Genomic DNA, 26,510 nt, shown 5'->3' on the forward strand with positions numbered 1-26,510 from the left:
GGACGGTCATTACATCCTTTCTTAAAACCTGCGTTGTAAAACTTTTCAGTAATTACATGTTGCCACCGCCCCACATAAAGAACTTAGGATTGCCTACGTATGGGCTGATATCCTGGTTGTTGATGATGAGAACGATCAGATCCACGAAGGGAACTATACCAAAGATACCGCCGCAGGTAAGGATATACCCGATCCAGGTCATGGTTTTAGTACCCAGGTAGAGACGGTGAATACCGAGTCCTCCGAGGAAGAAGTTCAGGAGAATGGCAGCCACGAAGTTTTTATCGCCGCTGGCGAACTGCGCGTTGTTCATGGCAACGGCATTGCTGCCCTGTGTCATGTTCATCACTTCTGCAGCAGCGCTGAGGCTGATGTCCTGGCTGTTCTCGAACAAAGTCTCAATCTGCTGGTCATCTACAAAATAAGAAGCACCTTCAGCTGAGGGGGTTGTGGCCGCAAATGACACGGCTGTAATAAAACAGCCTGCGATCCAGGTTAAGATTCTCTTTTTCATGAAATAGAAATTTGGACTAAGATAGAAAATTAGTGCCGACTATCTTTCTTTTAACCCATGATTTTCACATAAATATGTGGTTCATGGCAACTTAACTCTTCCTGGATTTTCCCGGATGAAAGCGTCCCAGCCGCCGGCTTTACCTTTTTTAACGGCCGCTACGGGTGAACTTGCCTGATAGTGGTGACAAACGGCCACGGCGAGGGCATCCGTGGCATCGTAATAAGCGGGTTCGGTTTCTTTCAGGGAAAGAATGTGTTGCAACATCTTCCATACCCGCTCTTTATCGGCGTTCCCGTTGCCGGTCACGGACTGTTTTACTGTTTTGGGAGAATACTCTGTTACATCAAGGCCAGCCTGCATCGCCGCGGCGATGGCCACGCCCTGTGCCCGCCCCAGTTTCAGCATACTCTGCACGTTCTTTCCGAAGAAAGGCGCTTCAATGGCGAAACAATCAGGCTTATGTGTACGGATCACTTCGTGCACTTTAGTATGAATGAGGTGCAGCCGGTTGTACATGTCTTTGTACGCCGCCAGTTTCAGCACATCCATTTCTATCAGCCTGATCTCCTGCCCGGTCACACAAATGATGCCGTATCCCATTACGAGGGTGCCCGGATCAATGCCCAGAATTATTTTTGATGCCTTATGCAATGAGGGTGTATTTTTAGCGAAATATCCTGTTCTGAACAAAAGTATCAAAATAATCATCAATTACTGGCTCGGGCCATTGCTGTTCATCTGGTTCGGCTATCATATCTGGCAACAGATCAGTTCGGATGGTGATTGGAAGGATTCCTGGAATCACATACGAAGTACCGCTTTCAGTGCGCACTGGCAGGAATGGGTGTTGCTTTGTGTGCTGATGCTGGCGAACTGGAGCATTGAAGCGCTGAAATGGCACAACTCCATCAAACACCTGCAGCAGATGAGCTACTGGCGCTCGTTCCGTGCCATATTAACCGGTCTTTCCTTCGCGGTGAACACACCCAACAGGATCGGAGAGTACCTCGGCCGGGTGCTGTATGTGGAAGAGGGGAACCGCATCCGTGCGGTGGCCATTACCATCGTGAACAGCTGGAGCCAACTGATCATCACCCTGGTGATGGGTGTGCTGGCATTGATTTATATGCAGGTGCAACTGGGGAAAGCAACTATTGAGGACGCGGGACTGTCTATCTTCTGGATACGGTCCTTTCAATGGATGCTCATTGTAATAACGGTAGTGCTTGTTTCCCTCTACATGCGCCTGGGTTGGTTGATCCCTCTGCTGGAGAAGCTGCCCTTCATCGAGCGGTTTGGAAAATATTTCCATGTGCTGGGCGAATTTTCACGGCGCGAATTACTGGAAATGCTTTTGCTTTCATTGCTGCGGTACTTTGTTTTTATCCTGCAGTACCAACTGGTTTTCAGTATATTCGGGGTAGGGCTTACCTGGTGGCAGGGTTTTTGGATGACCGGTGCTGTGTTCCTGATCCTCGCGATCGTTCCAACGATAGCGCTGGCGGAACTTGGCTTGAGAGGAGAAGTGAGTTTGCAGTTGATCGGCATGTTAAGTAAAAATAAAATCGGCATCGTGGCCGCAACCGGCAGCGTTTGGTTCGTTAACTTGTTGATACCGGCTATTGTGGGAAGCATCATGGTGATCGGAATTAAAATATACAGGAACAAATGATTTGATAAAGCAGGCTGGTGTTATTCAATAATGGTTCCGCCGCATTATCAGCATAAAGAACAAATAAAGATATACGGATGAAAGCTGCAGGTTTACTGACTCTTATATTTTTATCGCTGCACTTAAGGGCGGCCAATGATTTCTGCTCCGTCAGGAATACTTCTTTCAAAGCAGGCGAAAGCATTACACTGAAAGTGTATTATACGCTTGGCGTATATGTGGCCGCAGGAGAAGCCACCTTTACATCATCCCTGGAAAGACTGAACGGAAAGCCTGTTTACCATATCGTGGGAGAAGGCAAGACCTATAACTTCTACGATAACTTTTTCAAGGTACGCGACCGCTACGAAACCTACATCGATACCGCCAGCTTACAACCCTACAAGTTTATCCGCAATGTAGAGGAAGGCGGTTATAAAAAATATGAGAATGTAAGTTTCAACCGTACCGCTAATACAGCCGTTACCACGAAAGGGGTTTTCAAGGTGCCCGAATGTGTACAGGATGTGGTAAGTTCAATTTATTACGCGCGCAACATTGATTTCTCCAAATACAAGCCCGGAGATAAGATTCCTTTTTCCCTATTCCTGGATGATGAGGTGTACAACATCTACATCCGTTACATGGGCAAAGAGACCATCAAAACCAAGTATGGAAAATTCCGCGCCATCAAATTCAAACCCTACCTGATCAAGGGATCCGTTTTTGAAGGTGGTGAAAAAATGACCGTATGGGTTTCAGATGACGGCAATAAAATTCCTGTGCGGATAGAAAGTCCGATCTCCGTTGGGAGCATCAAAGTAGACATGTCTTCCTACCGGAATTTGCGTTACCCGCTTTCTTCGTTGATCAGTGTACGGTAGTGTTGAACCTGCCAACCTGATGCATAAGGAATACGACATAGTCGGAACAATCATTCAACTAAACGAATGGTTTGTGAAAGAAAGGATATGCCGGTAGGATTATAAGGCCAGGCATACTTGCCACCGGCAATTCCTTCCATTCACTCAACGCTGTTCAGGGCCACACAGTTTATCGTTCTATCTCAATATTACTATTTATCAGTACTCACTCATCAATACCCGGTATTACCTCTCCCTCTTTTTTATGTAGCCGCACAAAGTCCTTCACGAGGTTATTGTATACCCTGATACTCTCCACACACTCCGCGAATCCGGGTGTGCGTATAGAATGAATCCTGTTCCTGTACTGTTCATCTGAAGGGATGATGAGTTCCTGCCGCAACGGATCTATCACCACGTTTAATACCTCAAGTGCCATCACGCCCAGTAACGGCTCCACTTCCCCCGGTAAAACCACGGCCTTGCATGGCTCGCTGATGTGCTGGAACCTGATCTCCAGCCCGCTTACCACGTCGCAGGCCACCGGCTTGTCGTTGGCCAGGTAGAAGGTTTTCTTTCCCACCACAGGAAGCTTGAGGTAAGATTGGATGTTCTCGTTAATAATCAGTTCACGCGCTCCGGTATCCACCAATGCACGGATCTGGATACTTCTCACTTCTTCTTTCCCGATGATGTGTTTTTTCGACAGGGTCAGGTCCTCCAAATTCACCAATTCAATACTCGCATAAATGTTGCCCATACCTAGTTTTTTAGCTGCATGAAAATAAGGTGTACTCATCCGCTTAAAATTTTGATGATCTTAAAATAGATGGCCTTGCCCCGCTGCAGTCGGGACAAAAGAAATGCGTACGCCATTCAGCGCTACTCATTTTCTGCCAACAAAATTATGGATGTGTGGTGGGTGGGGCAATGTGAAAATAACCCATTTTGCGATAGAAAAACACCGATCAGCAATTTCGGAGGAAAAAACTTTCTCCTGCGCGTATGCCCTTCTCCGTTTGAATCAGCGTGCAGCACTCGTTTTGAACATCGTGTTCAAAGAATAAAATAAATTCTTTCGCCGCGGCTTCGTCAAGGAAGATTTTTTTCTCTTCCAAAGTAAGCAACGGTCTCGTATCATAAGCCATTACATAAGGAAGGGGAATATGTGCGGTGGAAGGAAGAAGATCGGCCACAAATACAATGGTGCGGCCATTGTATTTTATCTGCGGGAGCATCATCGATTCCGTGTGACCGCTTACAAAGCGGAATGAGATATGCTCGGTGAAAATACTTTCCGCCAGCCGGCCTTTTTCTGCGTCCGGAGTAGGTATGAATTTCAGTTGTCCACTCTCTTGTATGGGAAGAATATTCTCCTTAAGAAACGAGGCTTTTTCTCTTGCGTTTGGTTCGGTAGCCCATTTCCAGTGCGCTTCATTGCTCCAGTAAACGGCATTCGGGAAAGCGGGCACCAGCTTATCGTTCTTCCGTTCAATGCTTCCGCCACAATGGTCAAAATGCAGGTGCGTAAGGACCACATCGGTGATATCATCTTTATGGAAACCGTGTTTTCGCAGGGAGCTTTCCAGTGTATCATCGCCATGGAGATAGTAGTGTCCCATGAACTTTGCATCCTGTTTATCACCTATTCCATTGTCTATGAGGATAAGCCGGTTCCCATCTTCAATCAACATGCAGCGCATGGCCCAGGAACACATATTCTGTTCATCCGCCGGATTGAGTTTGTTCCAGATGGATTTCGGAACAACGCCGAACATGGCGCCGCCATCAAGCTTGAAGTTTCCCGTAGGAATGGAATAAAGTTGCATACGGCAATGTTTTTTACGATGGAGAAACGGATTTTTTTTTCTGAAGTGCGCTATAGAGCCAGACCATGCCTATTCCGAAAAATACAATCAGGCTCAATACGGAGTTTTTCATGCTTCCGGTGATGTCTTCTATTAACCCGAAACTAAATATGCCCAATACAATAGCGATCTTCTCCGTAAGATCATAATAACTGAAATAAGAGGCGGTGTCTTTTGTTTCGGGCATCAGTTTGGAATAGGTGGAACGGCTGAGCGATTGAATACCGCCCATTACCAGCCCTACCGCGATGGCCAGGGCATAAAAGCTGAATTCCACCGGTTTTTGTAATGGCGCAAGCAGGTCCTCTTCAGTTTTGATTTGTTTATCAACAAATGCGAAATCCTGGCTACTTTGTTCAAGCGTTTCTTTTTGTTGCTTCAGTACTGCGATCTTCTCGTGCATCGGGGCCAATGGTTCCGCAACGTTGGCGGTCTGGAAAGCGGCAATACAAATCAATATCCAAAAGAATACCACGCCCATCAGCACTTTGATGTTCCCGAACTTCGAAGAAAGTCGGCTCATGAGTATGGCACCGGGAATGGCCACCAGTTGAATCAGTACCACCGTAATGATGAGGTTGGTGTCGGGCAGATGGAGCAATTTGCTTCCAAACAGTGTGGCAGCCAGCATTACAGTTTGCACGCCCATGCTGTAAAAAAAGAAACCACGGAGAAATCTCTTGAGTACGGCCAGTTTTTTCACCTCGCCATATACCTTCTTTACCTCATGGAAACCATCGGTGAAAATATTGCCTTTGGTCGGTGATTTCACGGTTGTTGATGGCAAACGGTTGAACGAAATTTGTGCGAACAACAGCCACCATATACCTACCAGGAGAAAGGTGATCTGCGTTGCTTTGCCGCTTTGTCCTTCCATGAAAAGGATCAGGCAGAACCCGATGATCTGCATGATGACGCTGCCGGTATAGCCATAGGAAAAACCTTTTGCTGAAATACGGTCCCTGTCTTCCGGTGCGGCGATCTCCGGCAAGTAGGCATTGTAGAAAACCAGACTGCCCGCGTACCCCATGGCCGCCAGCATAAAAGCGGAGATGCCGAGCCATAGGTTGGAGGCGTCAAAGAAGTATAAAGCGGAAGAGCCCAATGCGCCCATGTAACAAAAGAAGCGCATGAAATTCTTTTTGTTGCCGCGCGTATCCGCTATGGAAGTAAGTATGGGGTAAAGCAAAGCCACCACGAGGTATGCTGCCGCCAGTGTATAATCGTACAGGGAAGAGTTGGTGAACTGCCTGCCCAGGAACTCAACTTTGTCGCTGCCATCCGGGCTTTTTGTGACCGCCACAAAGTAAATGGGGAAGAAGGTGGTGGTGATCACAAGGTTGTAAACGGAATTGGCCCAATCGTACATGGCCCAACCGTTGATCACTTTGCGGGAAGCGGTTTGCATATCGAGCGTTTAAGGTGCTGTAAGTTATAACTTACCGGCCATATACAGGCCCAGTAATACCACTCCGAGCGCTATGCGGTAGATGCCGAAAAGGCGGAAACCGCGCTTTTGGAGAAAACCGATGAAGAAGCGGATAGCAAGCATGGCTACGATAAACGCTACGATGTTGCCCACAACGAAAGCAGTGATGTTTTTAGTGGAAGCCAGTACCAGTTCGTATCCTTTTACCTCCGTGCCATTCATTTGGAAGTCTTTGAGTACGAGAGAATAACCGGAAGCGGCCGCCATGGTGGGCACTGCCAGGAAAAAGGAGAACTCGGCTGCCAGGGAACGGCTCAGTTGCTGTTGCATTCCGCCAATAATGGAGGCGGCACTCCGGCTCACGCCCGGGATCATGGCAAGGCATTGCCAGAAACCGATGGTGATGGCCTTACGGAAGGATATTTCAGGTTCGGTATGTATTTCAGGCTTCTGGAAGAAGCGGTCGATGAACAGGAGCACGAAACCCCCGAGGAACAGGGAGATGGCAACGGTAAGCGGGCTTTCGAGCATTTCGTCGATCTTGTCGGAAAACAGGAAGCCGAGGATCAGTGCGGGAAGAACAGCGAACGCGAGTTTCAGGTAAAACTGAATGCTTTTGAAATCGACAAATTTCTTCCAGTACAATACCACTACCGCCATGATAGCACCCAACTGAACGGCTACCTCGAACAGTTTGGTGAACTCATCGGTATGGATACCCATCAGTGAACTGGTGATCACCATGTGGCCGGTGGAGGAAACGGGAAGAAATTCGGTAAGTCCTTCTACAATGGCCAGGATAATGGCTTCAAGGAGATTCATGAGCGCTTCGGTTGATGGTAAAAAAACAGCGATCCCGGTAGGAGATCGCTTGAAATATTATGACGCAGCGGATCAGGCCGCCTGCTTTTTAGGTTTTTTGAAGATGGCGTAAATCTCCAGCAGCAATCCGCCAACGATCAGGATCGGGGCGATGGTGATTCTGCGGGTGCTGTATACTTCGTTTTCAGCAAAGATGTTCGGGTCCTGGCTTTTGCCGCCAGCCATGAGCAACATACCAATGATCACGATCACGATACCGGCGATCATCCATATATAATTCTCTTTGTGAAAGAGACTGGTGCTTTTGTTTTCGGTCATAACTTATGTTTAATCGTTCGCAATATAATCAATACAAATCATCCAGTTTCATTTTCAGGTATTTGATCACACTTCTGTGGGTGCTGAAGAAAGATATCGCGATACCCAGTAATATGATGATGGCGAAGAGGATCGCCAGCATGTTCATGTCCCGTATAGCCCTGATCTCCGGGATGTATTTTTCGGCCACGAAGATCAGTGCGATGATGCCTGCGATCGCCAGGAGTCCGCTAAGCGCTCCGTTCAGGATGGCGCGCATATCCAGCGGCTTGGCGATAAACCAGCGGGTGGCGCCCACCATCTGCATGGTCTTGATCAGGAAACGGTTGCTGAACATGGCAAGTTTAATGGTGTTATCGATCAGGAAGATCACCACGATCCCCAGGATAACGGCAATCACCAGCAATACCAGGGAGGCCTGTTGCACATTCTTGTTCACGCTGTCCACCACCGCGTCAGGGTATTCTGCGCTGCTCACGGCAAGTTTTTCCTGAAAAGTATTCTTGATCTTCAGCAGGGAGTCCTTCTGAACATATTCATCATACAACTTGAATTCTATGCTTGCAGGTAATGGGTTGTAATCCAATACTTTACCCCAATCCGCATTGCCGTCCTTCATAAATTTGTCTTTCGCCATCTCTTTGGTTACATACGTGTAGGACTTCACATAGGGCTGTGTTTTTACATAATCCACCAGTTCGGTACTGTCTTTGGCCGTGATGTTCTCGCGCAGGTACACCCTCACTTCCACATTCTCTTTAAAGTACTGGCCCAGCTTGTTGGCGTTGATCACGATCCACCCGAGGATACCCAGGATAAGCAATACAAGCGATACTCCGAGGATCGACATAAAGTAAGATGGTGAGGAACGTTTGGCAGATGCTTTTCCGATTTGAGACATGAAACTGCTTTAATGGTTAGTAAACGTATATTCAAAGGGATACGTGCAAAATAACGTATTTTTGCGCGATTTTCGGTAAGCCGTACCCGCCGGGCAGGGCTTACCGTGATTTAACGCCACGATATACGGTGTTATTCTCCAGACAATTTGTTAAAATACCGTTGTTGAACCGGAGAAGAACTACAATCTTTGAACCATCATGGAATACAATTTCAGAAAGATCGAAAAGGAATGGCAGGAGAAATGGAAGGCGGCAGATGCTTATCTTGTCAGCAATATTTCAGCAAAGCCGAAGTGCTACGTATTGGATATGTTCCCTTATCCGAGCGGCGCGGGGCTGCATGTGGGGCATCCGCTGGGCTACATCGCCTCCGATATCTATAGCAGGTACAAAAGGTTGAAAGGATTTAATGTACTGCATCCTATGGGATACGACGCTTTCGGCCTGCCCGCCGAGCAATACGCCATTGAGCATGGCATCCATCCGGCAGTGGCTACCGCGAAAAATATAGAGAACTTCAGGAAACAACTGGACAATATCGGGTTCAGCTACGACTGGAGCCGTGAAGTGCGGACCTGCGACCCTTCCTATTATAAATGGACGCAGTGGATTTTCCTGCAATTGTTCAACGCCTGGTTCAACAGGGAGTTGCAGCAGGCAAGGCCCATCCATGAACTGGTGGCCATTTTTGAAAAGAACGGCAATACCGCATATCCCTGCCCGGGAGATGCGACCGTGGTGTTCTCCGCCAACGACTGGAACGGGTACGATGAAGCCTGCAAACTGAACATCCTCATGCATTATCGCCTCGCGTTCTGCGGTTACGGAGAAGTGAACTGGTGTGAAGCGCTGGGAACCGTGCTGGCCAATGATGAAGTGGTGAACGGGGTGAGCGAAAGGGGAGGGCATCCGGTGGTACGCAAGAAACTCCGGCAGTGGTACCTGAGGATCACTGAATATGCCGACCGGTTGCTGGAAGGACTGGAAAAAGTGGAGTTCTCCGATGCGATGAAGGAGATGCAATCGAATTGGATCGGAAAAAGTTATGGGGCGGAGATTGAGTTTGGAATAAAAGGAGAGGAAGGCAAACTCAAAGTCTACACCACCCGCCCCGATACTATCTTCGGCGTGGATTTTATGGTTGTTGCCCCGGAACATGAACTCATTGCCGACATCACTTCGCCCGCACAACAGGCTGCGGTGGAAGAATATGTTGCCTATGTGAAGTCCCGCTCCGAAAGGGAGCGCATGGCCGAGAAAAAGATATCTGGCTGCTTTACCGGCGCTTATGCCATCAATCCGTTTGACGGAAGGGAAATACCCATCTGGATCAGCGAATACGTGCTCGCGGGCTATGGAACCGGCGCCATCATGGCCGTTCCCTGCGGTGATGAGCGCGATTTTAAATTTGCCCAGCACTTCAATATTCCCGTCACCAATATTATCGGGGAGCATTTCAACGGAACCGAAGCCAACCCTACCAAAGACGCATTGCTCGAGAACAGTGGTTTTCTGAACGGCCTGGTCATGCGCGATGCCATGAACGTGGCCATGGATAAATTAGAGGAGATGGGCATCGGCAAACGAAAAGTGAATTATAAAATGCGCGATGCGGCGTTTAGTCGTCAGCGGTACTGGGGCGAACCCTTCCCCATCAAATGGAAGAACGGCACCGCCTACCAGTTGCCCGAATCCGAACTGCCATTGGAACTGCCCCATGTGGACAGCTATAAACCAGGTCCGGAAGGAGAGGGGCCACTGGCCAATATTCCGGAATGGGTGGAAAAAGAACTGGAAACGAATACCATGCCCGGTTATGCCGGCTCGTCCTGGTATTTCCTCCGCTACATGGATCCTCACAACGAACAGGAATTTTGCTCCCGACAGGCCAGCGACTACTGGAACCAGGTCGATATTTATATCGGAGGCACCGAACATGCGGTGGGCCACCTGCTGTATTCAAGAATGTGGACCAAAGCGCTGTATGACCTGGGACATATCGGGTTCGATGAGCCGTTTAAAAGGTTGGTGAACCAGGGAATGATTCAGGGAAGCAGTAGGTTTGTGTATAGGGTGAAATTGCTTGAAACAATAACTGAAAAGCCAATAAATGCGGTACAGGTATTTGCTTCTAAGGATGTAGTTGATAAATATTATTTAAATGAGATTAGTCTTGAAGACTTCTATCAACTCATTATTCAAAGTGGGCTAAGCAACGCTCCAAGTTTTGAATATTTAGGAGAAAAGAAAGTTTCAAATATCTCAATCAGCATTTCAGCAATTCACGTTAATGTAAATATTGTTGATGGTCAGGAGCTTGACATTGAAGAATTTAAAAAATGGAAAATTGAATATTCTGATGCATTATTTGTCCTAAATGCTGATGGAAAATACATCTGTGGTTCCGAGGTTGAAAAAATGTCCAAATCCAAATTCAACACCGTTAACCCCGATGACCTCGTTGCCAAATACGGCGCCGACACTTTCCGCATGTACGAAATGTTCCTCGGCCCCGTGGAAGTGTCCAAACCCTGGGACACCAAAGGCATTGAAGGGGTACACCGTTTCCTGAAAAAACTCTGGAGACTCTTCGCCGATGAAAACAAAGGCTTCATCGTTACCAACGATGCGCCTTCAAACGATGAATGGAAGGCGATATATAAAGCAGTGAAAAAGGTGGAAGACGATACTGAACGTTTCTCCTACAACACTGCCGTTTCAGCCTTTATGATCTGCGTAAACGAACTGAGCGATTTGAAATGCCACAAAAAAGAAGTGCTGGAAAAATTGCTGATCATCCTCACCCCGTATGCTCCACACATCTGCGAAGAACTCTGGAACCAGGCGCTGAAAAATCCAGGAAGCGTATTGGATGCCGCCTATCCTGCGGTGGAAGAAAAATACCTGGTAGAATCAGCCAAAGAATATCCTGTTTCAATTAACGGAAAAACGCGTACCACCATCAACCTGGCACTTGATATCTCTCAGGAAGAAGTGCAGCAACTCGTGCTGCAAAACGAGATCGTGCAAAAATGGATGGAAGGGAAGCCCCTTAAAAAACTGGTGTACGTTCCCGGTAGAATGGTAAACGTAGTGGTATAAAAGCCGGAAAATTTCGAACTGAAAAATTGAATGCAGTTCAAAAAGTGCGTTTAATAAGCGCGATATTATCACGCACATGAGTAATAAAAAACAGGCTGTATCAGCATAAGATACAGCCTGTTTTTTATTAAAATGATTCTTTCAACTTATCTGCAAGGCATACAACAAACAACTCATTCTAAATCAACCAGTGCCAATAAAACAGCCACATTGCGCCAGCGAGGCTGGGAGGCTGCGAGGAACGAAGCAGGAAGCAGGAAGTAGCGCGCCTTTGCGAGAAAATAAACACACCACTACCGCTCCAAGTACCAACAAGCCATTGCGCCGTAGCGCCGTCGCGAGCAATAAAAACACCTCTCCCTGAAAGAGCCCCAAACTTAATTAAGGCCTTGCGTCCTTGCCACTTTGCGTCCTTGCGTGGAAAATATCCTCCATGTGCCCCCTCAATCTGCTAGGAACGAAGCTGTCACGTGAAAAAGAATAAACTACTTCTTCGTAATCACCGACTCCGTCGTAGAAGCAATCTTCAACGGCACTTTCTGTCCCATCACTTCCATACTACCCGTTGCATCCATGGTGGTGTTGCGTTTTTTCACAAGACCTGTTGCGGGATCCACTACCATCGTGCCTTTTACGGGACCGCTCATTTCCATTTTCATTTCCATGCCCTGTTGTTCGGTAGTGGTTTTGATCACGGTGTTGCCGGTGAAGGAAACAGCGGCTTCTCCGCCTGAAACGGATTCCAGTTTATAAGTAATATCGCTGGCCAGGGCTTCGGTGGTCACTTTTTCCTGCCATGTTTCGCCTACTTTCAGTGCTTTTCCACCGAAGGTGGTGATGGCGGCGAACGGTGCGCCAACGGAATAGGTGTTCTGCATGCCATTCATGGCGGCAAGGGCTGCGCTGGCGCCATCTCCACCAGGCATCTTGATGTCTTTCACCAGGCCGTTTTTGGAAACGCTGATTTCCTGGGTTTTGTTGATGATGTCTTTAAACCCCTGACCCATGGGACCTTCCAGATCCGCTTTGTTGTCCGTGTCTACTTTTTGTTCCTGACCCATCATAGAAACATTCATCCTGAAACGTTTGAAGGTATTGGCGAACAGGTAATCCGCTGCATTGTCCTTCAGTTCCAGTTCGTTGTTGGAAATGGTTTCGGTTTTCGTTTCCATCTGGTTGCCCATCATTTCCATGCTGGTATTGGCTTTGATGGTGGAAACCTCTTCAAATTTTTGTCCTTTGGAGAGGTTAATCTTTCCAGTGATGGATTGCGCCTGGGTAAGGGAGAATCCGCCCAAAACGAGTGCGGAGGCGAGTAAAAGCTTTCTTTTCATATCTGATGTTTGTGTTTGAATGGTTAACGGGATGGCTTAAACTACAGGAAATAAGAACCGTGAGACAAGTAAGTTCCCGCCTCACGGCCATTTGGTTATTTAATGATCTCTGCAAGTTTCTTCTGCAATTCTTCTCCCCTGATGTTCTTCGCTACAATGATTCCGTTAGGATCCACCAGGAAGTTTTGGGGAATAGAGTTGATGCCGTACTGCCTGGCTACCGCGTTGTTCCAGAATTGAAGATCGGAAACATGTGTCCAGGTAAGGTTATCGGCGTGAATGGCTTCCAGCCACTTGTCTTTTTTACCGGGCTGGTCCAGAGAAATACCCAGCACGGTGAAGCCTTTGTCTTTAAAGTTTTCGAAAGCCTTTACCACGTTGGGGTTTTCAGCACGGCAGGGGCCGCACCAGCTTGCCCAGAAATCGATCAGCACATATTTTCCTTTGAAGGAGGAAAGGCTAACGGGGTTACCAAGTGTATCGTTTTGAGTGAACTCCATAGCCGGGCGACCAATACCTGTTTTTTTGGCGATATCCAGTTTCGCGGCAAGGTCCTTTCCGCTTTTGGTTTCTTTTGCGGCGGCCGGAAGTGCATTAAAAATAGGTTCAACCTCATCGGCATCCATGTTACCGCCTGAGAATTGGTTGATGGCGTAGAGCGCCAGCGGGGATTTCGGATTTTTGATCGCGTAATCCTTATAAACCTTGCTCATTTGCTCGCCCAGCTCTCCGGCTTTTTCACGGATCTTCGCTATGCCTTCCTGATCCCTGGCGGTCTGGAGTTTATAAAACTCCTGTTCCAACGCATCCATCTGGTCATTATAAGGCTTCATTTGTTTGTTGAGGGCCTCATAGGCGGCATGCGCCTTGGAACCGGTGATCTTCACGTTGGTGAAAGAGTCGGTGGAAACGAGTTTGATCTTCCCCTTATCCAGGAAAAGTGTTACCAGGTTTTTCCTGGACATTGCCGCGCCTTTGGCGCGAAGGGAAGCCTGAACCGGTTCCGTAACAGTGCCGGAAAAGGTATAAGTGCCATTTTTAACTTCAGCGCTGTCGTTGATGCGCTGGCCGTTGGCCGCATAATTCAGGTACACCATCTCCGGAACGGCGGCAATATTTTTAAAACTGCCACTCACCGTAAAATTTGGTTTTTCAGTCTGCGCAAGGGAAAAAAGCGGTGCCGCGCAGAGGGCAACAAGAGAAAGTGTTCGCATTGGTTCGTTTTTATAGATTAGACGGGCAAGTTACCGATAAGGTGGCAATAGGTCCTAACCACTTGTCAAATAGTGTGCTACAATCAATTATAGTGTATCTGCTGATCCGTCATATATATTAATTTGTATCTTCGCCTATTCCTTTGCGCTAAACAAAAGATAAGCTAGTTTGGAAGGAACGTATTGATATTGAACAATTTAAACAACAGAATTCATGGATTTCGTAATCATAGGGGTCGTTTGTATTGCAGTAGGGATCATAGCGGGGAAGTTCATTTTCGCTAAAAATACCCGGAAACAGATAGAGGATGCAGAACAACAGGCCAGAAAAATAGTTGGCGACGCGCAGGCAAATGCCGAAACGCTGAAGAAAGAAAAAATGCTGGAAGCGAAAGAAAGATTCGTCCAGTTGAAAGCGGAACACGATAAAGAGGTATTGCAGCGCAACCAGAAAATTTCCGAAGGCGAGAACAGGATCAAGCAGAAAGAGCAGGCGCTTAACCAGAAAGGAGACCAACTGGACAAGCAGATCAAAGAAAATGAAGCCATTAAAGAGAACCTGAACCGCCAGATCGAACTGGTGAACATTAAACGCACCGAACTGGAAAAACACCAGGAGGAGCACATCCGCCGGTTGGAGAAAATCGCGGGTCTTACCGCAGAAGAGGCCAAAGCGCAGTTGGTGGAGAGCCTGAAAAACGAAGCTCAAACCCAGGCCCTGGCGCTTCAGCAGGAAATTATTGACGACGCCAAGCAGAAAGCCAATAAAGAGGCCCGCAAAATCATCATCCAAACCATCCAGCGTACCGCTGCAGAACAGGCCATCGAGAACTCTATTACCGTGTTCAACCTGGAAAGCGATGAGATCAAAGGACAGATCATCGGACGGGAAGGAAGAAACATCCGTGCCATCGAAGCCGCTACCGGTGTGGACCTGATCGTGGATGATACCCCTGAAGCCATTATTCTGTCGTCTTTCGACCCGCTGCGTCGTGAAATCGCGCGTCTTTCCCTGCAAAGACTGGTTACCGACGGACGTATTCACCCCGCCCGTATTGAGGAAGTGGTGGAAAAAACACGCCGCCAGATCGAAGAGCAGGTAATGGAGATCGGAGAAAGAACTGTAATAGAACTCGGTATTCACGGGCTGCACAAGGAACTGATCCGCATGGTGGGCAGGATGCGTTTCCGTTCTTCTTACGGACAAAACCTCCTGATGCACAGCCGTGAAACGGCTAATTTGTGTGGTATCATGGCCGCTGAACTGGGCCTGAACCCCAAACTCGCGAAACGCGCCGGATTGCTCCACGATATTGGTAAAGTGCCCGATGAGGAAACTGAACTGAGCCACGCGTTGCTGGGTATGAAGCTGGCGGAGAAGTATGGTGAGAACCCCGCTGTGGTAAACGCCATTGGCGCCCACCACGATGAAGTGGAAATGGCTTATGTGATCGCCCCTATCGTACAGGCCTGCGACGCCATCAGCGGCGCCCGTCCGGGTGCAAGAAGGGAGATCATGCAGCAATACCTGCAAAGGATCAAGGAACTCGAGAACCTCGCACTGGCTTACCAGGGTGTGGAGAAAGCTTACGCTATCCAGGCCGGTCGTGAACTCCGCGTAATCGTGGAAGCCGATAAAGTAACCGATGGCGACAGTGATAGACTGAGTTTCGAAATCGCCCAGAAAATACAAACTGAAATGACCTATCCCGGTCAGATCAAGGTAACCGTGATCCGCGAAAAAAGAGCGGTAAACGTAGCCAGGTAATCACAAGGAAAAAAAGTTTGGATTAATTACAATTATTCCTACCTTTGCCGTCCGTTAAAAATAAGAATTATGAATTCTGCTGTAGCTTATGTTCATGAGCAGTTGACTCCGAAGAAAGAGTTCCCCAACTTCAAAGCTGGTGATAATATCACCGTTAACTATAAAATCGTGGAAGGTAACAAGGAGCGTATCCAGTCCTTCAAAGGCGATGTGATCAAACGTCAGGGTACCGGTCAAACCGCTACTTTTACTGTACGTAAGATCTCTGATGGTGTAGGTGTTGAAAGGGTATTCCCGATCTTCTCCCCCAACATCGAGTCTATCCTGCTGCACAAAGTAGGTAAAGTGCGCCGTGCTAAACTGTACTTCCAACGTGGAAGAAGCGGAAAAAGCGCCCGTATCAAAGAAAAAAGAGTGGCTACAGCTTAATCAGCTTTATAAATTTTCTTCAAAAAGCGAAAATCGGTATGGTTTTCGCTTTTTGCTTTCCGGCCCGTTTTGTATCATTACCCTCAAATCCGTACAATATGCAAAAGATCGTTGCCCTTTTACTACTGATCACCGTGGTAGCCGCCTCCTGCGCCCGCAGTGTTACGCCCCACCAGGCGGCCAATAAGCATTATAAAAATTGCAGGAACGTTCGTTAGCGTCCGCGCACTCGTTTGCATTCTTAGCGGTTTGTTAATCCTTTTCGGGGTTACCAACTATTATTTACTTTAGCGCCCTTATTTGAAAACTATTCGGCATAATTTGCCGTACTTTGTAGACTGTTAAGATTAAAACGAGAAATCATGTCTTTATTACAAGCAAATCCCGTGATGTTGTTCTCTATGCCTGGTGGAATGGAATGGGTATTGATCATTCTTGCCGTATTGATCCTGTTCGGCGGCAGAAAAATTCCAGAATTCATGCGCGGCCTCGGTAAAGGTATCCGTGAGTTCAACGACGCCAAGAGCAATGTGAAGAAAGAGATCGAGGAAGGAATGAATGAGAAGGACAAAGCATCTGCCTAAGCAGTAAGTCCATTTTTTGTTGCCCGCATTTTTGATGACATAAATACGGATGGGTTTTGTTTGAATTCACTTCAGTCCGGGATTACCATCGGCAGTTGAAAGAAGGGACTATCTCCTGCGAAGCAGTTGTAGGGTTCTATCTTTCTCAGATCGAAAAATCCCGGCACTTCAATGCTTTTACCGCAGTTTTTAAGGAAGAGGCCCTGCAGCGTGCCGTTATGCTGGACGCACAACGTGCGCAGGGAAAGCCTATGGGCAAACTTCATGGTGTGGTAATCGGCATTAAGGATGTGATCTGTTACCTGGGACATGAAGTCTCGGCGGCTTCAAACATACTCAGAGGCTACGAGGCCATCTACAACGCCACCGCCATCGCCCGTTTACTCGAAGAAGGCGCTATCATTATCGGAAACCTAAACTGCGATGAATTCGCGATGGGCTCTACCAACGAGAACTCGGCCTACGGTCCGGTACTGAATGCACTGGATGAAACCAGGGTTCCGGGCGGTTCTTCAGGCGGGTCCGCGGTAGCCGTTCAGTCCGGCGCCTGCATGCTTTCCCTCGGAAGCGATACCGGCGGCTCCGTTCGTCAACCTGCGGATTTTTGTGGTATCATCGGCTTAAAGCCTGGTTATGGCAGGATATCCCGATACGGGCTTATCGCCTACGCCTCATCTTTTGACCAGATCGGTATCTTCGGCACCAATACGGAAGATGTTGCCCTGGCGCTGGAAGTAATGGCCGGTCCCGATGATTTTGATTCTACCGTTTCCTCCCAACCAGTGCCCGCTTACAGCAAGGAACTGGACCAGCCTTCCAAACAGAAATTCGCTTACCTGCCCGCCACACTCGATCATCCCGGGCTTGATCCGGAGATCAGGACGGCCATCCTGCAGCTGATCGATGACCTAAAAGGGGAAGGAAATACGGTAGAACCCGTTGATTTTGAATATCTTGACTATATCGTTCCCGCCTATTACGTATTGACTACAGCGGAAGCTTCTTCCAACCTCTCCCGTTACGATGGGGTAAGATTTGGACACCGGACCAAAACGGAAGAAGATTTGTTAAACTTTTACAAAAAGAGCCGCTCCGAAGGATTCGGAAAAGAAGTTAAAAAAAGAATTCTCTTGGGCACTTTCGTGCTCAGCGCCGGTTATTACGACGCTTATTTTACTAAGGCACAGCAGGTTAGAAGAATACTGGCCGATACTACAAAGGCCATCTTCTCACAGTATGATGCCATCCTTCTCCCCACAGTTCCCACCCCCGCATTCAAAATTGGCGAGAAAATTGCTGATCCCATCGCGATGTACATCGCCGACATTTACACCGTTTATGCCAACCTGGTAGGTGTGCCGGCGATCTCGGTTCCGCTCTTCAGGCACTCGAATGGAATGCCCTTCGGGTTGCAGATTATGACAAACCAAAATGAAGAGTTATCTTTGCTGCGCATTTCGCACCAACTGATGGAACGTATCAACCAGTAACAATATCCAATTGTGAGAAATCCGGACCCTGGATCAGAAGATTAGAAATTAAGACGATTTCAAGATTGGATGTATTCATTTGACGGTTTTGTGAACCCAAATTATTGTGATGAAAATGAAACGTTTACTGTTGTGCCTCATCCATTTGATGGGTGTAACGCTCTTACACGCCACCGACCTGGAAGGTCAGCAACAAGGCCCGTTGGCCGCAGTAGCTACCACTACACTCAACGACACTACCGCCGATAAGGAAGATGTTGTTGCAAACGCCACCGCAAAAGCCGGTTCGGCAAAATCAAAAGCAGGTTTTAAAGACCTCTTCGTTTCTCACGATCTTTCCGATCAAAATTATCTCCAGGCAGAACTCAATCCCCTGGCGATCAGTTTCGTGGAAGACTACATGGAAAAACATTCCAACGACCTCAACAAAATGAAGGGATGGGGTAAACCCTACTTCGACATGATCGATGAGATCTTCGCCCGGTACGATATTCCCCACGAAATGAAGTACCTCGCCGTGATTGAATCCAATCTTCGTGCCTCCACTGTTTCATGGGCAGGTGCCGTGGGTCCCTGGCAATTCATTCCCTCCACCGCAAGACTGATGGGATTGAAAGTGAATGGCAAGGTTGATGAACGGACCAATTATGTGAAAAGCACGCACGCAGCCGCTAAGTACATCAAGAAACTGTACAATGAACTTGGCGACTGGCTCCTGGTAGTAGCCGCCTACAACAGCGGACCTTCCCGCGTAACCAGCGCTATCCGGCGCAGCGGCTCAGAAAATTTCTGGAAACTCCAGTACCACCTTCCGCTGGAATCACGCAACCATGTGAAAAAATTCATCGCCACCCATTATATCATGGAAGGAAAGGGCGGCGTAACCACACTCACTAAAAAAGAAACGGAAGAACTGGAAAAAGCAGGTGAACTGAAAGGCAAACTCGCCGCCAAGGTGGACAATACACGGGTACAACAGGTATCCGGTAAATACAATTCCTCGGTCGTGGCGAAAGTGCTGGAAATGGAACTCTCCGCTTTCAATGAGTTGAATCCTGGTTTCGATAAATTCATCGCTGAAGGCAAGGCCTACATGATGAACCTGCCGGAAGATAAAATGGATAAATTTAACGCGCACAAGTACCAGATACTGAGTGAATCTGTGGAGATGATGATGCAGCGGGTTTCGGTGAAATAAAAGTTTCACGCAACGGCGCTACGGCGCAACGTTGGGAACCTTTAATATTAGAAAAGTACGCTCAATTAAAAATTCAGACGCAAACCAACAACATTTTATGCGTTGCGTCGTAGCGCCGTTGCGAGAAATAAAATCAGCAGGAAGCAATTGCGTGAAACCTCAAAAAGCCCCGCTTAACGCTTTAAGAATGCCTTCTGCCTTCAGAAGGCATTCTTCATATTCCTCCTCCGCAGTGGCATAGCCGGTTATACCTGATCCCACATGGTACGATAAATAATTTTCGGCAGCATTGTACACCAGGCTGCGGATCACCACATTAAAATCGAAATCGTTTTCCGGAGTAACATACCCGATAGAGCCCGCGTATATCCCTCTTGCGGTGGTTTCATGTTCAAGAGTAAGTTCCAGTACTCTTTTCTTGGGCGCGCCTGTCATGGAGCCCATGGGAAAAGTATAGCGGATGGTATCGGTCCAAGGCGTTCCTTCGGGTAAGTTGCCCGTTATAGTAGAGATCATCTGGTGTACTTGCGGGAAACTATATACCCCGCACAACTCTTCCACTTTTACAGAACCTTCCGCCGCCACACGGGAGAGATCGTTCCTTACCAGGTCCACGATCATTATGTTCTCGGCGCGTTCCTTGGCACTCTCCCGGAGCAGGCGCATGTTGTTGCGGTCGTTTTCCGGATGGGCATGGTCGCGTTCCCAGGTGCCTTTCATGGGCTGGCTTAGTAAGGTATTGCCCGTTTTCTTCAGGTAACGCTCCGGACTGGCACTTACTACATACTGATCCCCATTTTTGTAAAAACCTCCGAAAGGCGCGGGGGAAGCCTGCGAAAGCAGTTGGTACGCTTTTAAAGGGTTGAAGGCATGGGGTTTGGTGAAGAACTCCTGGCAGAAATTGATCTCGTAACAATCACCGCGCAGGATATGCGCCTGGAGGTTCTTTACTTTAACGATATATTCCGTGCGCGGAATCCGCGGGATGAAAGGGGCGACTGAAATTTCACCTTCCACATGAGTTGGGGAGGAGAGAATTGCCTGAAAGATATTTTCCGGCCGATCATCCACGGTTCCTATCCTCACGCTGTTGCCCGGCAGTATTTCCAGCAGATGCTCGGGCACAAAGAAAAACGCGTTCCCGAAACGCGTATGGCTTTCAGGATGCTGGTGAACGCCTTCCGTTTCTTCAGCCAAACCAAAACCGAGATGCCCGAAGGCCCAATCTTGTTGTGCTTCCTTCCAATGAAAAAGTTCAGCTAAGGTATTTCCGGTACCCGATGGCGTGAAATGACTGATTGCTCCGGCGGCCAGCAGGCTTTGGCGGGAACCGGAATAGGAATGACTGTCTAAAAAAGCAGAAATGTTGAACCGGGAAGCCCAGTTCAACATTTGCCAATGAAATTCCGCGGGGTGTTCCAGCGGAAATATTTCGTATGTTCTGATCACTTGTATGGGATGTGGACCTGACTAGAAATCGTCGTCATCATCATCGAAGCCGGAGTCGTTAAAGAGGTCCAATTCTTTAAAATCGTCATCGATTCCCAGGTCGTCATCTTCCTCTTTTCCTTTCTTAGCGCCGCCGGTTCCGGTTTTCTTGGCACCTTTGGATTTGGGAATATCGAACTCTTCAAAGTCGGGGTCCCAGCTATCGTCTTCTTCTGCCTTGTTCCAATCATCATCTTCTTCATCATCCAGGTCTTCATCGTCGTCATCATCGTCAGAAGATTTTTTCCCTGCTCCTTTCTTGGGTGCCTTCGTTTCTTCCAGTTCATCATCTTCCAGTTCGTCGTCATCATCATCTTCTTCCGCCTGTTTCTTAGGCTTGGTCGATTCTTTTCCTGCTTTTTTTGGGGCAGTTTTAGCTGCTGTTACCTTTTTTCCGATGTCAGATTTCGTTGCCATATTCCGAATGATTTCTGTGTAAAATTTCAATGACTTTTTTAAATCGCCAAATTTTTAAATCAAATTTTTGAGCGTTTTTTCCTCCTGTGAAAATCACTGTACAGAAATGATCTGATCGCGCCCGGGTCCATTTGAAATATACTGTACATCCACGCCCAGATAGCCGTTGATGAAAGATACATATTCTTTCATTTTCTGCGGAAGTACGGAGAAATCTTTTATTTCAGAAACGGGCGTGTTCCATCCCGGGAAGCTTTCCCAGTTGGGTTCAATTTTTACGCGTGTCATCTGGAAAGGCACCACTTCACTTTTCTCGCCGTTCACATTGTAGGATGTACAAACCTGGAGTTCTTCGAAAGTATCGAGCACATCGCTTTTGGTCATGATGATCTGCGTAACGCCATTGATCATGCAGGCGAATTTGAGGGCCACGAGGTCGATCCATCCGCAGCGGCGGGGTCTTCCTGTGGTAGCGCCGAATTCATTGCCGATCTTCCGGAGTTCCTCGCCGGTGGCATCATGCAGTTCGGTAGGGAAGGGGCCGCCGCCCACGCGTGTGCAGTAAGCTTTGGTTACGCCCAGTACTTCTTTGATCTTTTGCGGTGCCACACCAAGTCCGTTACAAACGCCGGCGGAGATGGTGTTGGAGGAAGTAACGAAGGGGAAGGTACCGAAATCGATGTCCAGCATGCTGCCCTGTGCGCCTTCCGCCAGTACTTTCTTTCCTTTGGAGATGGCATCGTTGATGAAGTATTCTCCGTTCACGATGTTCAGTTCGCGAAGCAGTTCCACCGCTTCGAAGAATTCTTCTTCCCAGGCGGAGATATCTTCCTGGAACCCGTAGCTGTCCAGCATTTTCTGGTGCTTCAGGCGCAGTTTGATGTATTGGGTGGTGAAGTTTTTATCGAGGAGATCACCTACGCGGAGTCCGTTCCTGCCGGTCTTATCCATGTAAGCGGGACCGATTCCTTTAAGGGTGGAACCGATCTTTCCTTCGCCTTTAGAAAGTTCGGAAGCCTTATCCAGCGCGCGGTGCGTGGGAAGGATAAGGTTGGTGCGCTGGCTGATGAAGAGGTTCTTCTTCACATCCACACCCATGTTTTTTACGATCTCACATTCTCTGCGGAGGGTAACGGGATCCAGCACCACGCCGTTGCCGATCAGGTTGGTGGTGTGCTCGTGGAACACCCCTGAAGGAATCTGGTGCAATACTACTTTGGAACCATTTACATATAAGGTGTGACCAGCGTTGGGGCCACCCTGGAAGCGCGCGATAATATCGTAACGGGGAGCAAAATAGTCTACTATTTTACCCTTTCCCTCATCGCCCCATTGAAGGCCTAAAATGACGTCTACCATGACGGTGAAAGTTGATTTTAAATTGAGCGGCAAAAATAGGCGAATGAAGCCAATGAGGAAAATATTTCGGAAAGGTTACCGCTTTATAAATACAAAGACCCAGGTGGTGCCCGGCCTATGGATATAGGCTTTGAACTTTCTACGGCTGAAAAACCTGATTTCTTCAAAAAATTCAGTCCTTACATCCTGCGCATTGAAATCGATCAGTGTAAGGTTAAGTGCGTACACATCACGGCTATCGCAGGAGCGGTTTCCCCAGTCGTCGTAGTAACAATCCTGCCCGATCTGGTTGCTGCGGATATCCCAGCTGCCGCGGTAGTAATCGCCGAAGCGGTTGGAATATTCCGCCGTTCCTCCTTCGGTGAAGGTGAACGTTCCTTCGGTAAAGGGAAAACTGGGTGTGCGGCCGAAACCGAATCTTCTTACATCTTGCAGTTCCCAGGTACCTTCCAGGCGTTCTTCGGTACGGTAAAAAACAGATTTGCTGCAGGCGCTGATGGAGAAAAGGGTGAAAACACCCAGGGCTAAGTAGAGTTGTCGCATATAATAAGATTTGTTTCAAGCTACATCACCTCTAATAACAGAAGCGTCAAGGCTTTGTGAATTAGATTTTCTTTAAAGTTTTTGGCGCTTCCCCTGATTTCTATTTGAAGAAGAAAGTTTCGTACCTGTCTGATGCTCGGGTGATATTGAACTTTGAATGCGATAATTTTATTCCTTCAATGATAAACTTTCGTATGAATACTACTGCTTTGCCTTATAAAATGGTCAGTTTTGGTGAAATGCTCTGGGACCTGCTTCCTTCAGGCCCGCAGCCCGGTGGCGCGCCCATGAACATCACTTACCATCTTGGCCGGTTGGGAATAACTTCAGCGCTCATCAGCAGGATTGGGAACGATGAGCGCGGGGATGACTTATTGAAAGTATTGCTGGAAAAAGGTATTCCCGCTGATTTTGTGCAACACGATCCAAACACGCCCACGGGTATTGTGCATGCGGTGCCGGATGAGCACCACGAAATGCACTATGAGATCGTTGCTCCCGCCGCCTGGGACCATATTGTGGCGGATGAACGCACAAAGGAACTGGTGCGTAACGCGGCATATTTCATCTTTGGAAGCCTGTCGGCCAGACACGCGGATTCCAAAGCAACGCTGTTCTCCTTACTTGAACTTGCTCAAAAGAAAGTATTTGATATCAACTTACGCACACCTTTTTATAACCGGGAGCTGATTGAAAAACTGCTCTCAAAGGCGGATATCTTAAAAATGAATAAATCGGAGTTGCAACTGATGATGGAATGGTTCTCCTTACACCAAGACCTTCAGGATGGAATGACTTTTATCCAGGAACAGTTCAATATTCCAACCATCATTGTAACGCTCGGTGCCGAAGGCGCCATGATGAACAGGGATGGAAAACACTACGCGCATCCGGGATACCGGGTACAGGTAGCCGATACCGTGGGAAGTGGTGATTCCTTTTTAGCAGCCTTGCTGGCAAAACTGGATCAGGGCGTGCCAGCGCAAGAAGCGCTGGCGTTCGCGGCCGCGTTGGGCGCATTGGTGGCCTCAAAATCCGGGGGATGTCCGGATTATAGTATAGAGGAGGTAAGAGGTTTGCAATAGCGCTTCATAATACCTTTCGCTTACCACACATCAAGTTATTAACATATTTGTTTCTGGCATAATACTTGACACTTTCCCGCGGTTCGAACTGATTATTAGTAACAACATTTTTAATTCAAATTACTTTCAGGACAAAATGAAAAACCGCGGTTTCCGCAGCATCCTCGCTGCCCTGCTCCTCCTTGCCGTATCTGTAACCCAGCCCACACTAGCCCAGGTTCAAACGGCGAAGTTCACCTCCATGACGGCCAATTCGAAAGGTTATTACGAGTATCTTCCCCAGGGATATAATCCGGGTGGAAGTGAAACGTATCCGTTGATCATCTTCATCCATGGAATGGGTGAACTTGGCGACGGAAGCTCAACTAAACTCCCCAATGTATTAAGGAATGGTCTTCCGAAAGTGATCAGCCAGGGGAAATTCCCAACCTCATTCACAGTAAATGGTGCTTCGCACAAGTTTATTGTCATCTCCCCCCAGTTCGTGGCATGGCCCAAGTTCACCGATGTTGACGCGATCATCAATTATGCGATCGCCAACTATAAAGTGGACATTAAAAGGGTATACGTTACAGGGCTCAGCATGGGTGGTGGCGCTACCTGGGAATACGGCGGCTGCTCCAGCAACCTCACTTACGTGAAGCGCACAGCGGCTATCGTACCTGTTTGCGGCGCCTCGTCTCCCAGTGCTTACCGCGCCAGGACGATCGCCACGTATAATCTCCCGGTTTGGGCTTTCCACAACCAGGGTGATCCCACCGTGCTGGTTTCCACCACCAACGATTATATCTCCATGATCAACCAGGCGCCAGCGCCGAATCCCGCCGCGAAGAAGACGATCTTCCCGGTGAGTGGCCACGATGCCTGGACAAAAGCTTATGATCCGAATTACAGGGAAGACGGAAAGAATATGTATGAGTGGATGCTGCAGTACAAGCGCGATGGCGCCGTAGCTCCCGGAAATACAGCTCCCGTAGCCAATGCCGGTGGCGATAAAACCATCACGCTTCCCGTAAATACCGTAGCCCTTTCAGGCAGTGGTACAGATGCCAATGGCAGTATTTCAAAATATGCCTGGACCAAAGTTTCAGGACCCACCTCTTTCTCTTTCAGCAATGCGGCCATCGCCGCCCCCAATGTAACCAACCTTACTGAAGGGGTGTACGTTTTCCGCTTAACGGTGACCGATAACAATGGCGCTACCGCTTCCGATGATGTGAGTGTAGTGGTGAAAGCAGCGGTAACCACGCCACCAACAGATACTACCACCACACCGCCACCCACGGGCAGCGCAAAACAGGTAATGGTGAATATTTACGGAGGCGCTAATCCATATAGCAATACACAGTGGAACAACTGGACCATCGCCACGGGAGGCGCTACCAACCAGACTTCAGCCGCGTTCAAATATGCGGATGGTACCACATCAGCCGTAAAGGCCACACTCAGTCAAACCACGGGCCTCGGCGATAACGGCGCTACTTATCCCGGAGGAATGGCCCCGGCAGGCGTGCTGAGGCATACCACCTTCTCCACTATGGGTAGAAGCCTTACCATTACAGGATTGAAAACCGGCGTGAAATACGATATTGAATTGTATTCTTCCCGGTCCGGTACCAACGGAAACAGAACAGTATTCACGATCGGTACGCTGAAGGATACCGTGCTCTCCAACAGCAATTATACCAACAAGGTTATTTTTAAAGGACTCACACCGAATGCGCAGGGGCAGATCGTGGTAAGCATCACAAGGCTGAATACCTATACTTACCTGAACGGATTTGTGTTAACAGAAGGTTCGTCCAGTTCCACACCGGTTGTGATGGCGAAAATGGCTGGTTCAGCCACTTCATCTCTTGCCGTATATCCTGAAACCAATGTTACCGATCGGGTACAGCTTACCGTGAATACACCACAGATAGGACTCATGAAAGTTGATGTGCTGGATGAAGCCGGCACCGTGAAGCAAACACTAAGTATGCCCAAAATGCTGGCGGGAACAACGCAGGTATACATCTCAACAGCAACGCTTCCTTCAGGAACGTATCAGTTGAAAACAACCATCAACAACTGGAGCAGCACCGTAACCATTAAAAAGTAATCCTGTCCTTTACAATAAACCATGTCAA

General features: G+C 48.1%; 24 protein-coding genes. 10 read left to right on the top strand and 14 right to left on the bottom strand.

Annotation, left to right across the window (positions count from 1 at the left end; genetic code table 11):
• Positions 1-52: 52 nt before the first annotated feature.
• Together M4J38_RS14065 and ruvC are read right to left on the bottom strand one after the other, a co-directional pair.
• On the bottom strand, positions 53-514 hold the full coding sequence (locus M4J38_RS14065) for a TM2 domain-containing protein (protein ID WP_251760265.1): 462 nt from the start codon (positions 512-514) through the stop codon (positions 53-55).
• An 81-nt stretch (positions 515-595) separates the two neighbouring features.
• Positions 596-1,168, bottom strand: a complete 573-nt coding sequence (gene ruvC / locus M4J38_RS14070) for a crossover junction endodeoxyribonuclease RuvC (RefSeq protein WP_251760266.1) — start codon at positions 1,166-1,168, stop codon at positions 596-598.
• Here ruvC and M4J38_RS14075 point away from each other — a divergent pair.
• Together M4J38_RS14075 and M4J38_RS14080 are read left to right on the top strand one after the other, a co-directional pair.
• The gene (locus M4J38_RS14075) at positions 1,137-2,189 is read left to right on the top strand and encodes a lysylphosphatidylglycerol synthase domain-containing protein (protein WP_251760267.1); all 1,053 of its coding nucleotides are present in this window, start codon (positions 1,137-1,139) and stop codon (positions 2,187-2,189) included. The two genes, ruvC and M4J38_RS14075, sit on opposite strands and share 32 nt — an antisense overlap.
• 77 nt (positions 2,190-2,266) lie before the next feature.
• A complete protein-coding gene (locus M4J38_RS14080; RefSeq protein ID WP_251760268.1) occupies positions 2,267-3,052 on the top strand; it encodes a DUF3108 domain-containing protein in 786 nt (261 codons plus the stop codon).
• Positions 3,053-3,257: 205 nt separating this feature from the next.
• Here M4J38_RS14080 and M4J38_RS14085 read toward each other — a convergent pair whose 3' ends face one another.
• From M4J38_RS14085 to M4J38_RS14110, 6 genes are all read right to left on the bottom strand, one after another.
• Complete coding sequence (locus M4J38_RS14085) at positions 3,258-3,830, bottom strand: aspartyl protease family protein (protein WP_251760269.1); 573 nt, start codon at positions 3,828-3,830, stop codon at positions 3,258-3,260.
• Between the two features lie 169 nt (positions 3,831-3,999).
• Positions 4,000-4,860, bottom strand: coding sequence for an MBL fold metallo-hydrolase (locus M4J38_RS14090; RefSeq protein WP_251760270.1), 861 nt, complete (start codon positions 4,858-4,860; stop codon positions 4,000-4,002).
• A gap of 13 nt (positions 4,861-4,873) precedes the next feature.
• A complete protein-coding gene (locus M4J38_RS14095) occupies positions 4,874-6,307 on the bottom strand; it encodes an MFS transporter (protein ID WP_251760271.1) in 1,434 nt (477 codons plus the stop codon).
• A 24-nt stretch (positions 6,308-6,331) separates the two neighbouring features.
• Positions 6,332-7,150 (bottom strand): undecaprenyl-diphosphate phosphatase, encoded by an 819-nt coding sequence (locus M4J38_RS14100; protein ID WP_251760272.1) that lies wholly within the window; start codon positions 7,148-7,150, stop codon positions 6,332-6,334.
• 72 nt (positions 7,151-7,222) lie between these two features.
• Positions 7,223-7,468 carry a DUF3098 domain-containing protein gene (locus M4J38_RS14105; protein WP_251760273.1) on the bottom strand — a complete coding sequence of 82 codons (246 nt, stop codon included), beginning with the start codon at positions 7,466-7,468 and terminating at the stop codon, positions 7,223-7,225.
• 28 nt (positions 7,469-7,496) lie between these two features.
• Positions 7,497-8,369 carry an ABC transporter permease gene (locus tag M4J38_RS14110; RefSeq protein ID WP_251760274.1) on the bottom strand — a complete coding sequence of 291 codons (873 nt, stop codon included), beginning with the start codon at positions 8,367-8,369 and terminating at the stop codon, positions 7,497-7,499.
• A gap of 199 nt (positions 8,370-8,568) precedes the next feature.
• On the opposite strand from M4J38_RS14110, the gene M4J38_RS14115 reads away from it, so the two are divergent.
• Entirely contained in the window at positions 8,569-11,472 is a 2,904-nt protein-coding gene (locus tag M4J38_RS14115) for a leucine--tRNA ligase (protein ID WP_251760275.1), read from the top strand.
• Positions 11,473-11,957: 485 nt separating this feature from the next.
• On the opposite strand, the gene M4J38_RS14120 is transcribed toward M4J38_RS14115, so the two are convergent.
• Positions 11,958-12,806, bottom strand: a complete 849-nt coding sequence (locus tag M4J38_RS14120; RefSeq protein ID WP_251760276.1) for a DUF6263 family protein — start codon at positions 12,804-12,806, stop codon at positions 11,958-11,960.
• 95 nt (positions 12,807-12,901) lie between these two features.
• A complete protein-coding gene (locus M4J38_RS14125; protein WP_251760277.1) occupies positions 12,902-14,020 on the bottom strand; it encodes a TlpA disulfide reductase family protein in 1,119 nt (372 codons plus the stop codon).
• A 214-nt stretch (positions 14,021-14,234) separates the two neighbouring features.
• Here M4J38_RS14125 and rny point away from each other — a divergent pair, with 214 nt between their 5' ends.
• The 5 genes from rny to M4J38_RS14150 all read left to right on the top strand — a co-directional run bounded on the left by rny (position 14,235) and on the right by M4J38_RS14150 (position 19,489).
• Positions 14,235-15,788 (top strand): ribonuclease Y, encoded by a 1,554-nt coding sequence (rny, locus tag M4J38_RS14130; protein WP_251760278.1) that lies wholly within the window; start codon positions 14,235-14,237, stop codon positions 15,786-15,788.
• Between the two features lie 69 nt (positions 15,789-15,857).
• Complete coding sequence (gene rplS, locus M4J38_RS14135; protein WP_251760280.1) at positions 15,858-16,217, top strand: 50S ribosomal protein L19; 360 nt, start codon at positions 15,858-15,860, stop codon at positions 16,215-16,217.
• Positions 16,218-16,579: 362 nt separating this feature from the next.
• Complete coding sequence (locus M4J38_RS14140) at positions 16,580-16,801, top strand: twin-arginine translocase TatA/TatE family subunit (protein WP_251760281.1); 222 nt, start codon at positions 16,580-16,582, stop codon at positions 16,799-16,801.
• 95 nt (positions 16,802-16,896) lie between these two features.
• Positions 16,897-18,291 (top strand): Asp-tRNA(Asn)/Glu-tRNA(Gln) amidotransferase subunit GatA, encoded by a 1,395-nt coding sequence (gene gatA, locus M4J38_RS14145; RefSeq protein ID WP_251760282.1) that lies wholly within the window; start codon positions 16,897-16,899, stop codon positions 18,289-18,291.
• A 115-nt stretch (positions 18,292-18,406) separates the two neighbouring features.
• Positions 18,407-19,489, top strand: coding sequence for a lytic transglycosylase domain-containing protein (locus tag M4J38_RS14150; protein WP_251760284.1), 1,083 nt, complete (start codon positions 18,407-18,409; stop codon positions 19,487-19,489).
• Between the two features lie 159 nt (positions 19,490-19,648).
• On the opposite strand, the gene M4J38_RS14155 is transcribed toward M4J38_RS14150, so the two are convergent.
• The 4 genes from M4J38_RS14155 to M4J38_RS14170 all read right to left on the bottom strand — a co-directional run bounded on the left by M4J38_RS14155 (position 19,649) and on the right by M4J38_RS14170 (position 23,296).
• Positions 19,649-20,938 (bottom strand): anthranilate synthase component I family protein, encoded by a 1,290-nt coding sequence (locus tag M4J38_RS14155; protein ID WP_251760285.1) that lies wholly within the window; start codon positions 20,936-20,938, stop codon positions 19,649-19,651.
• 21 nt (positions 20,939-20,959) lie between these two features.
• Positions 20,960-21,394, bottom strand: a complete 435-nt coding sequence (locus M4J38_RS14160) for a hypothetical protein (protein WP_251760286.1) — start codon at positions 21,392-21,394, stop codon at positions 20,960-20,962.
• A 93-nt stretch (positions 21,395-21,487) separates the two neighbouring features.
• Entirely contained in the window at positions 21,488-22,753 is a 1,266-nt protein-coding gene (locus M4J38_RS14165; protein ID WP_251760287.1) for an adenylosuccinate synthase, read from the bottom strand.
• A 75-nt stretch (positions 22,754-22,828) separates the two neighbouring features.
• Positions 22,829-23,296, bottom strand: a complete 468-nt coding sequence (locus M4J38_RS14170; protein WP_251760288.1) for a hypothetical protein — start codon at positions 23,294-23,296, stop codon at positions 22,829-22,831.
• Between the two features lie 194 nt (positions 23,297-23,490).
• On the opposite strand from M4J38_RS14170, the gene M4J38_RS14175 reads away from it, so the two are divergent.
• Both M4J38_RS14175 and M4J38_RS14180 read left to right on the top strand, forming a co-directional pair.
• On the top strand, positions 23,491-24,381 hold the full coding sequence (locus tag M4J38_RS14175; RefSeq protein ID WP_251760289.1) for a carbohydrate kinase: 891 nt from the start codon (positions 23,491-23,493) through the stop codon (positions 24,379-24,381).
• Positions 24,382-24,517: 136 nt separating this feature from the next.
• On the top strand, positions 24,518-26,482 hold the full coding sequence (locus tag M4J38_RS14180; protein WP_251760290.1) for a hypothetical protein: 1,965 nt from the start codon (positions 24,518-24,520) through the stop codon (positions 26,480-26,482).
• Positions 26,483-26,510: the final 28 nt, after the last annotated feature.

This window comes from Parasegetibacter sp. NRK P23, from assembly GCF_023721715.1.
Classification (GTDB): domain Bacteria; phylum Bacteroidota; class Bacteroidia; order Chitinophagales; family Chitinophagaceae; genus Parasegetibacter.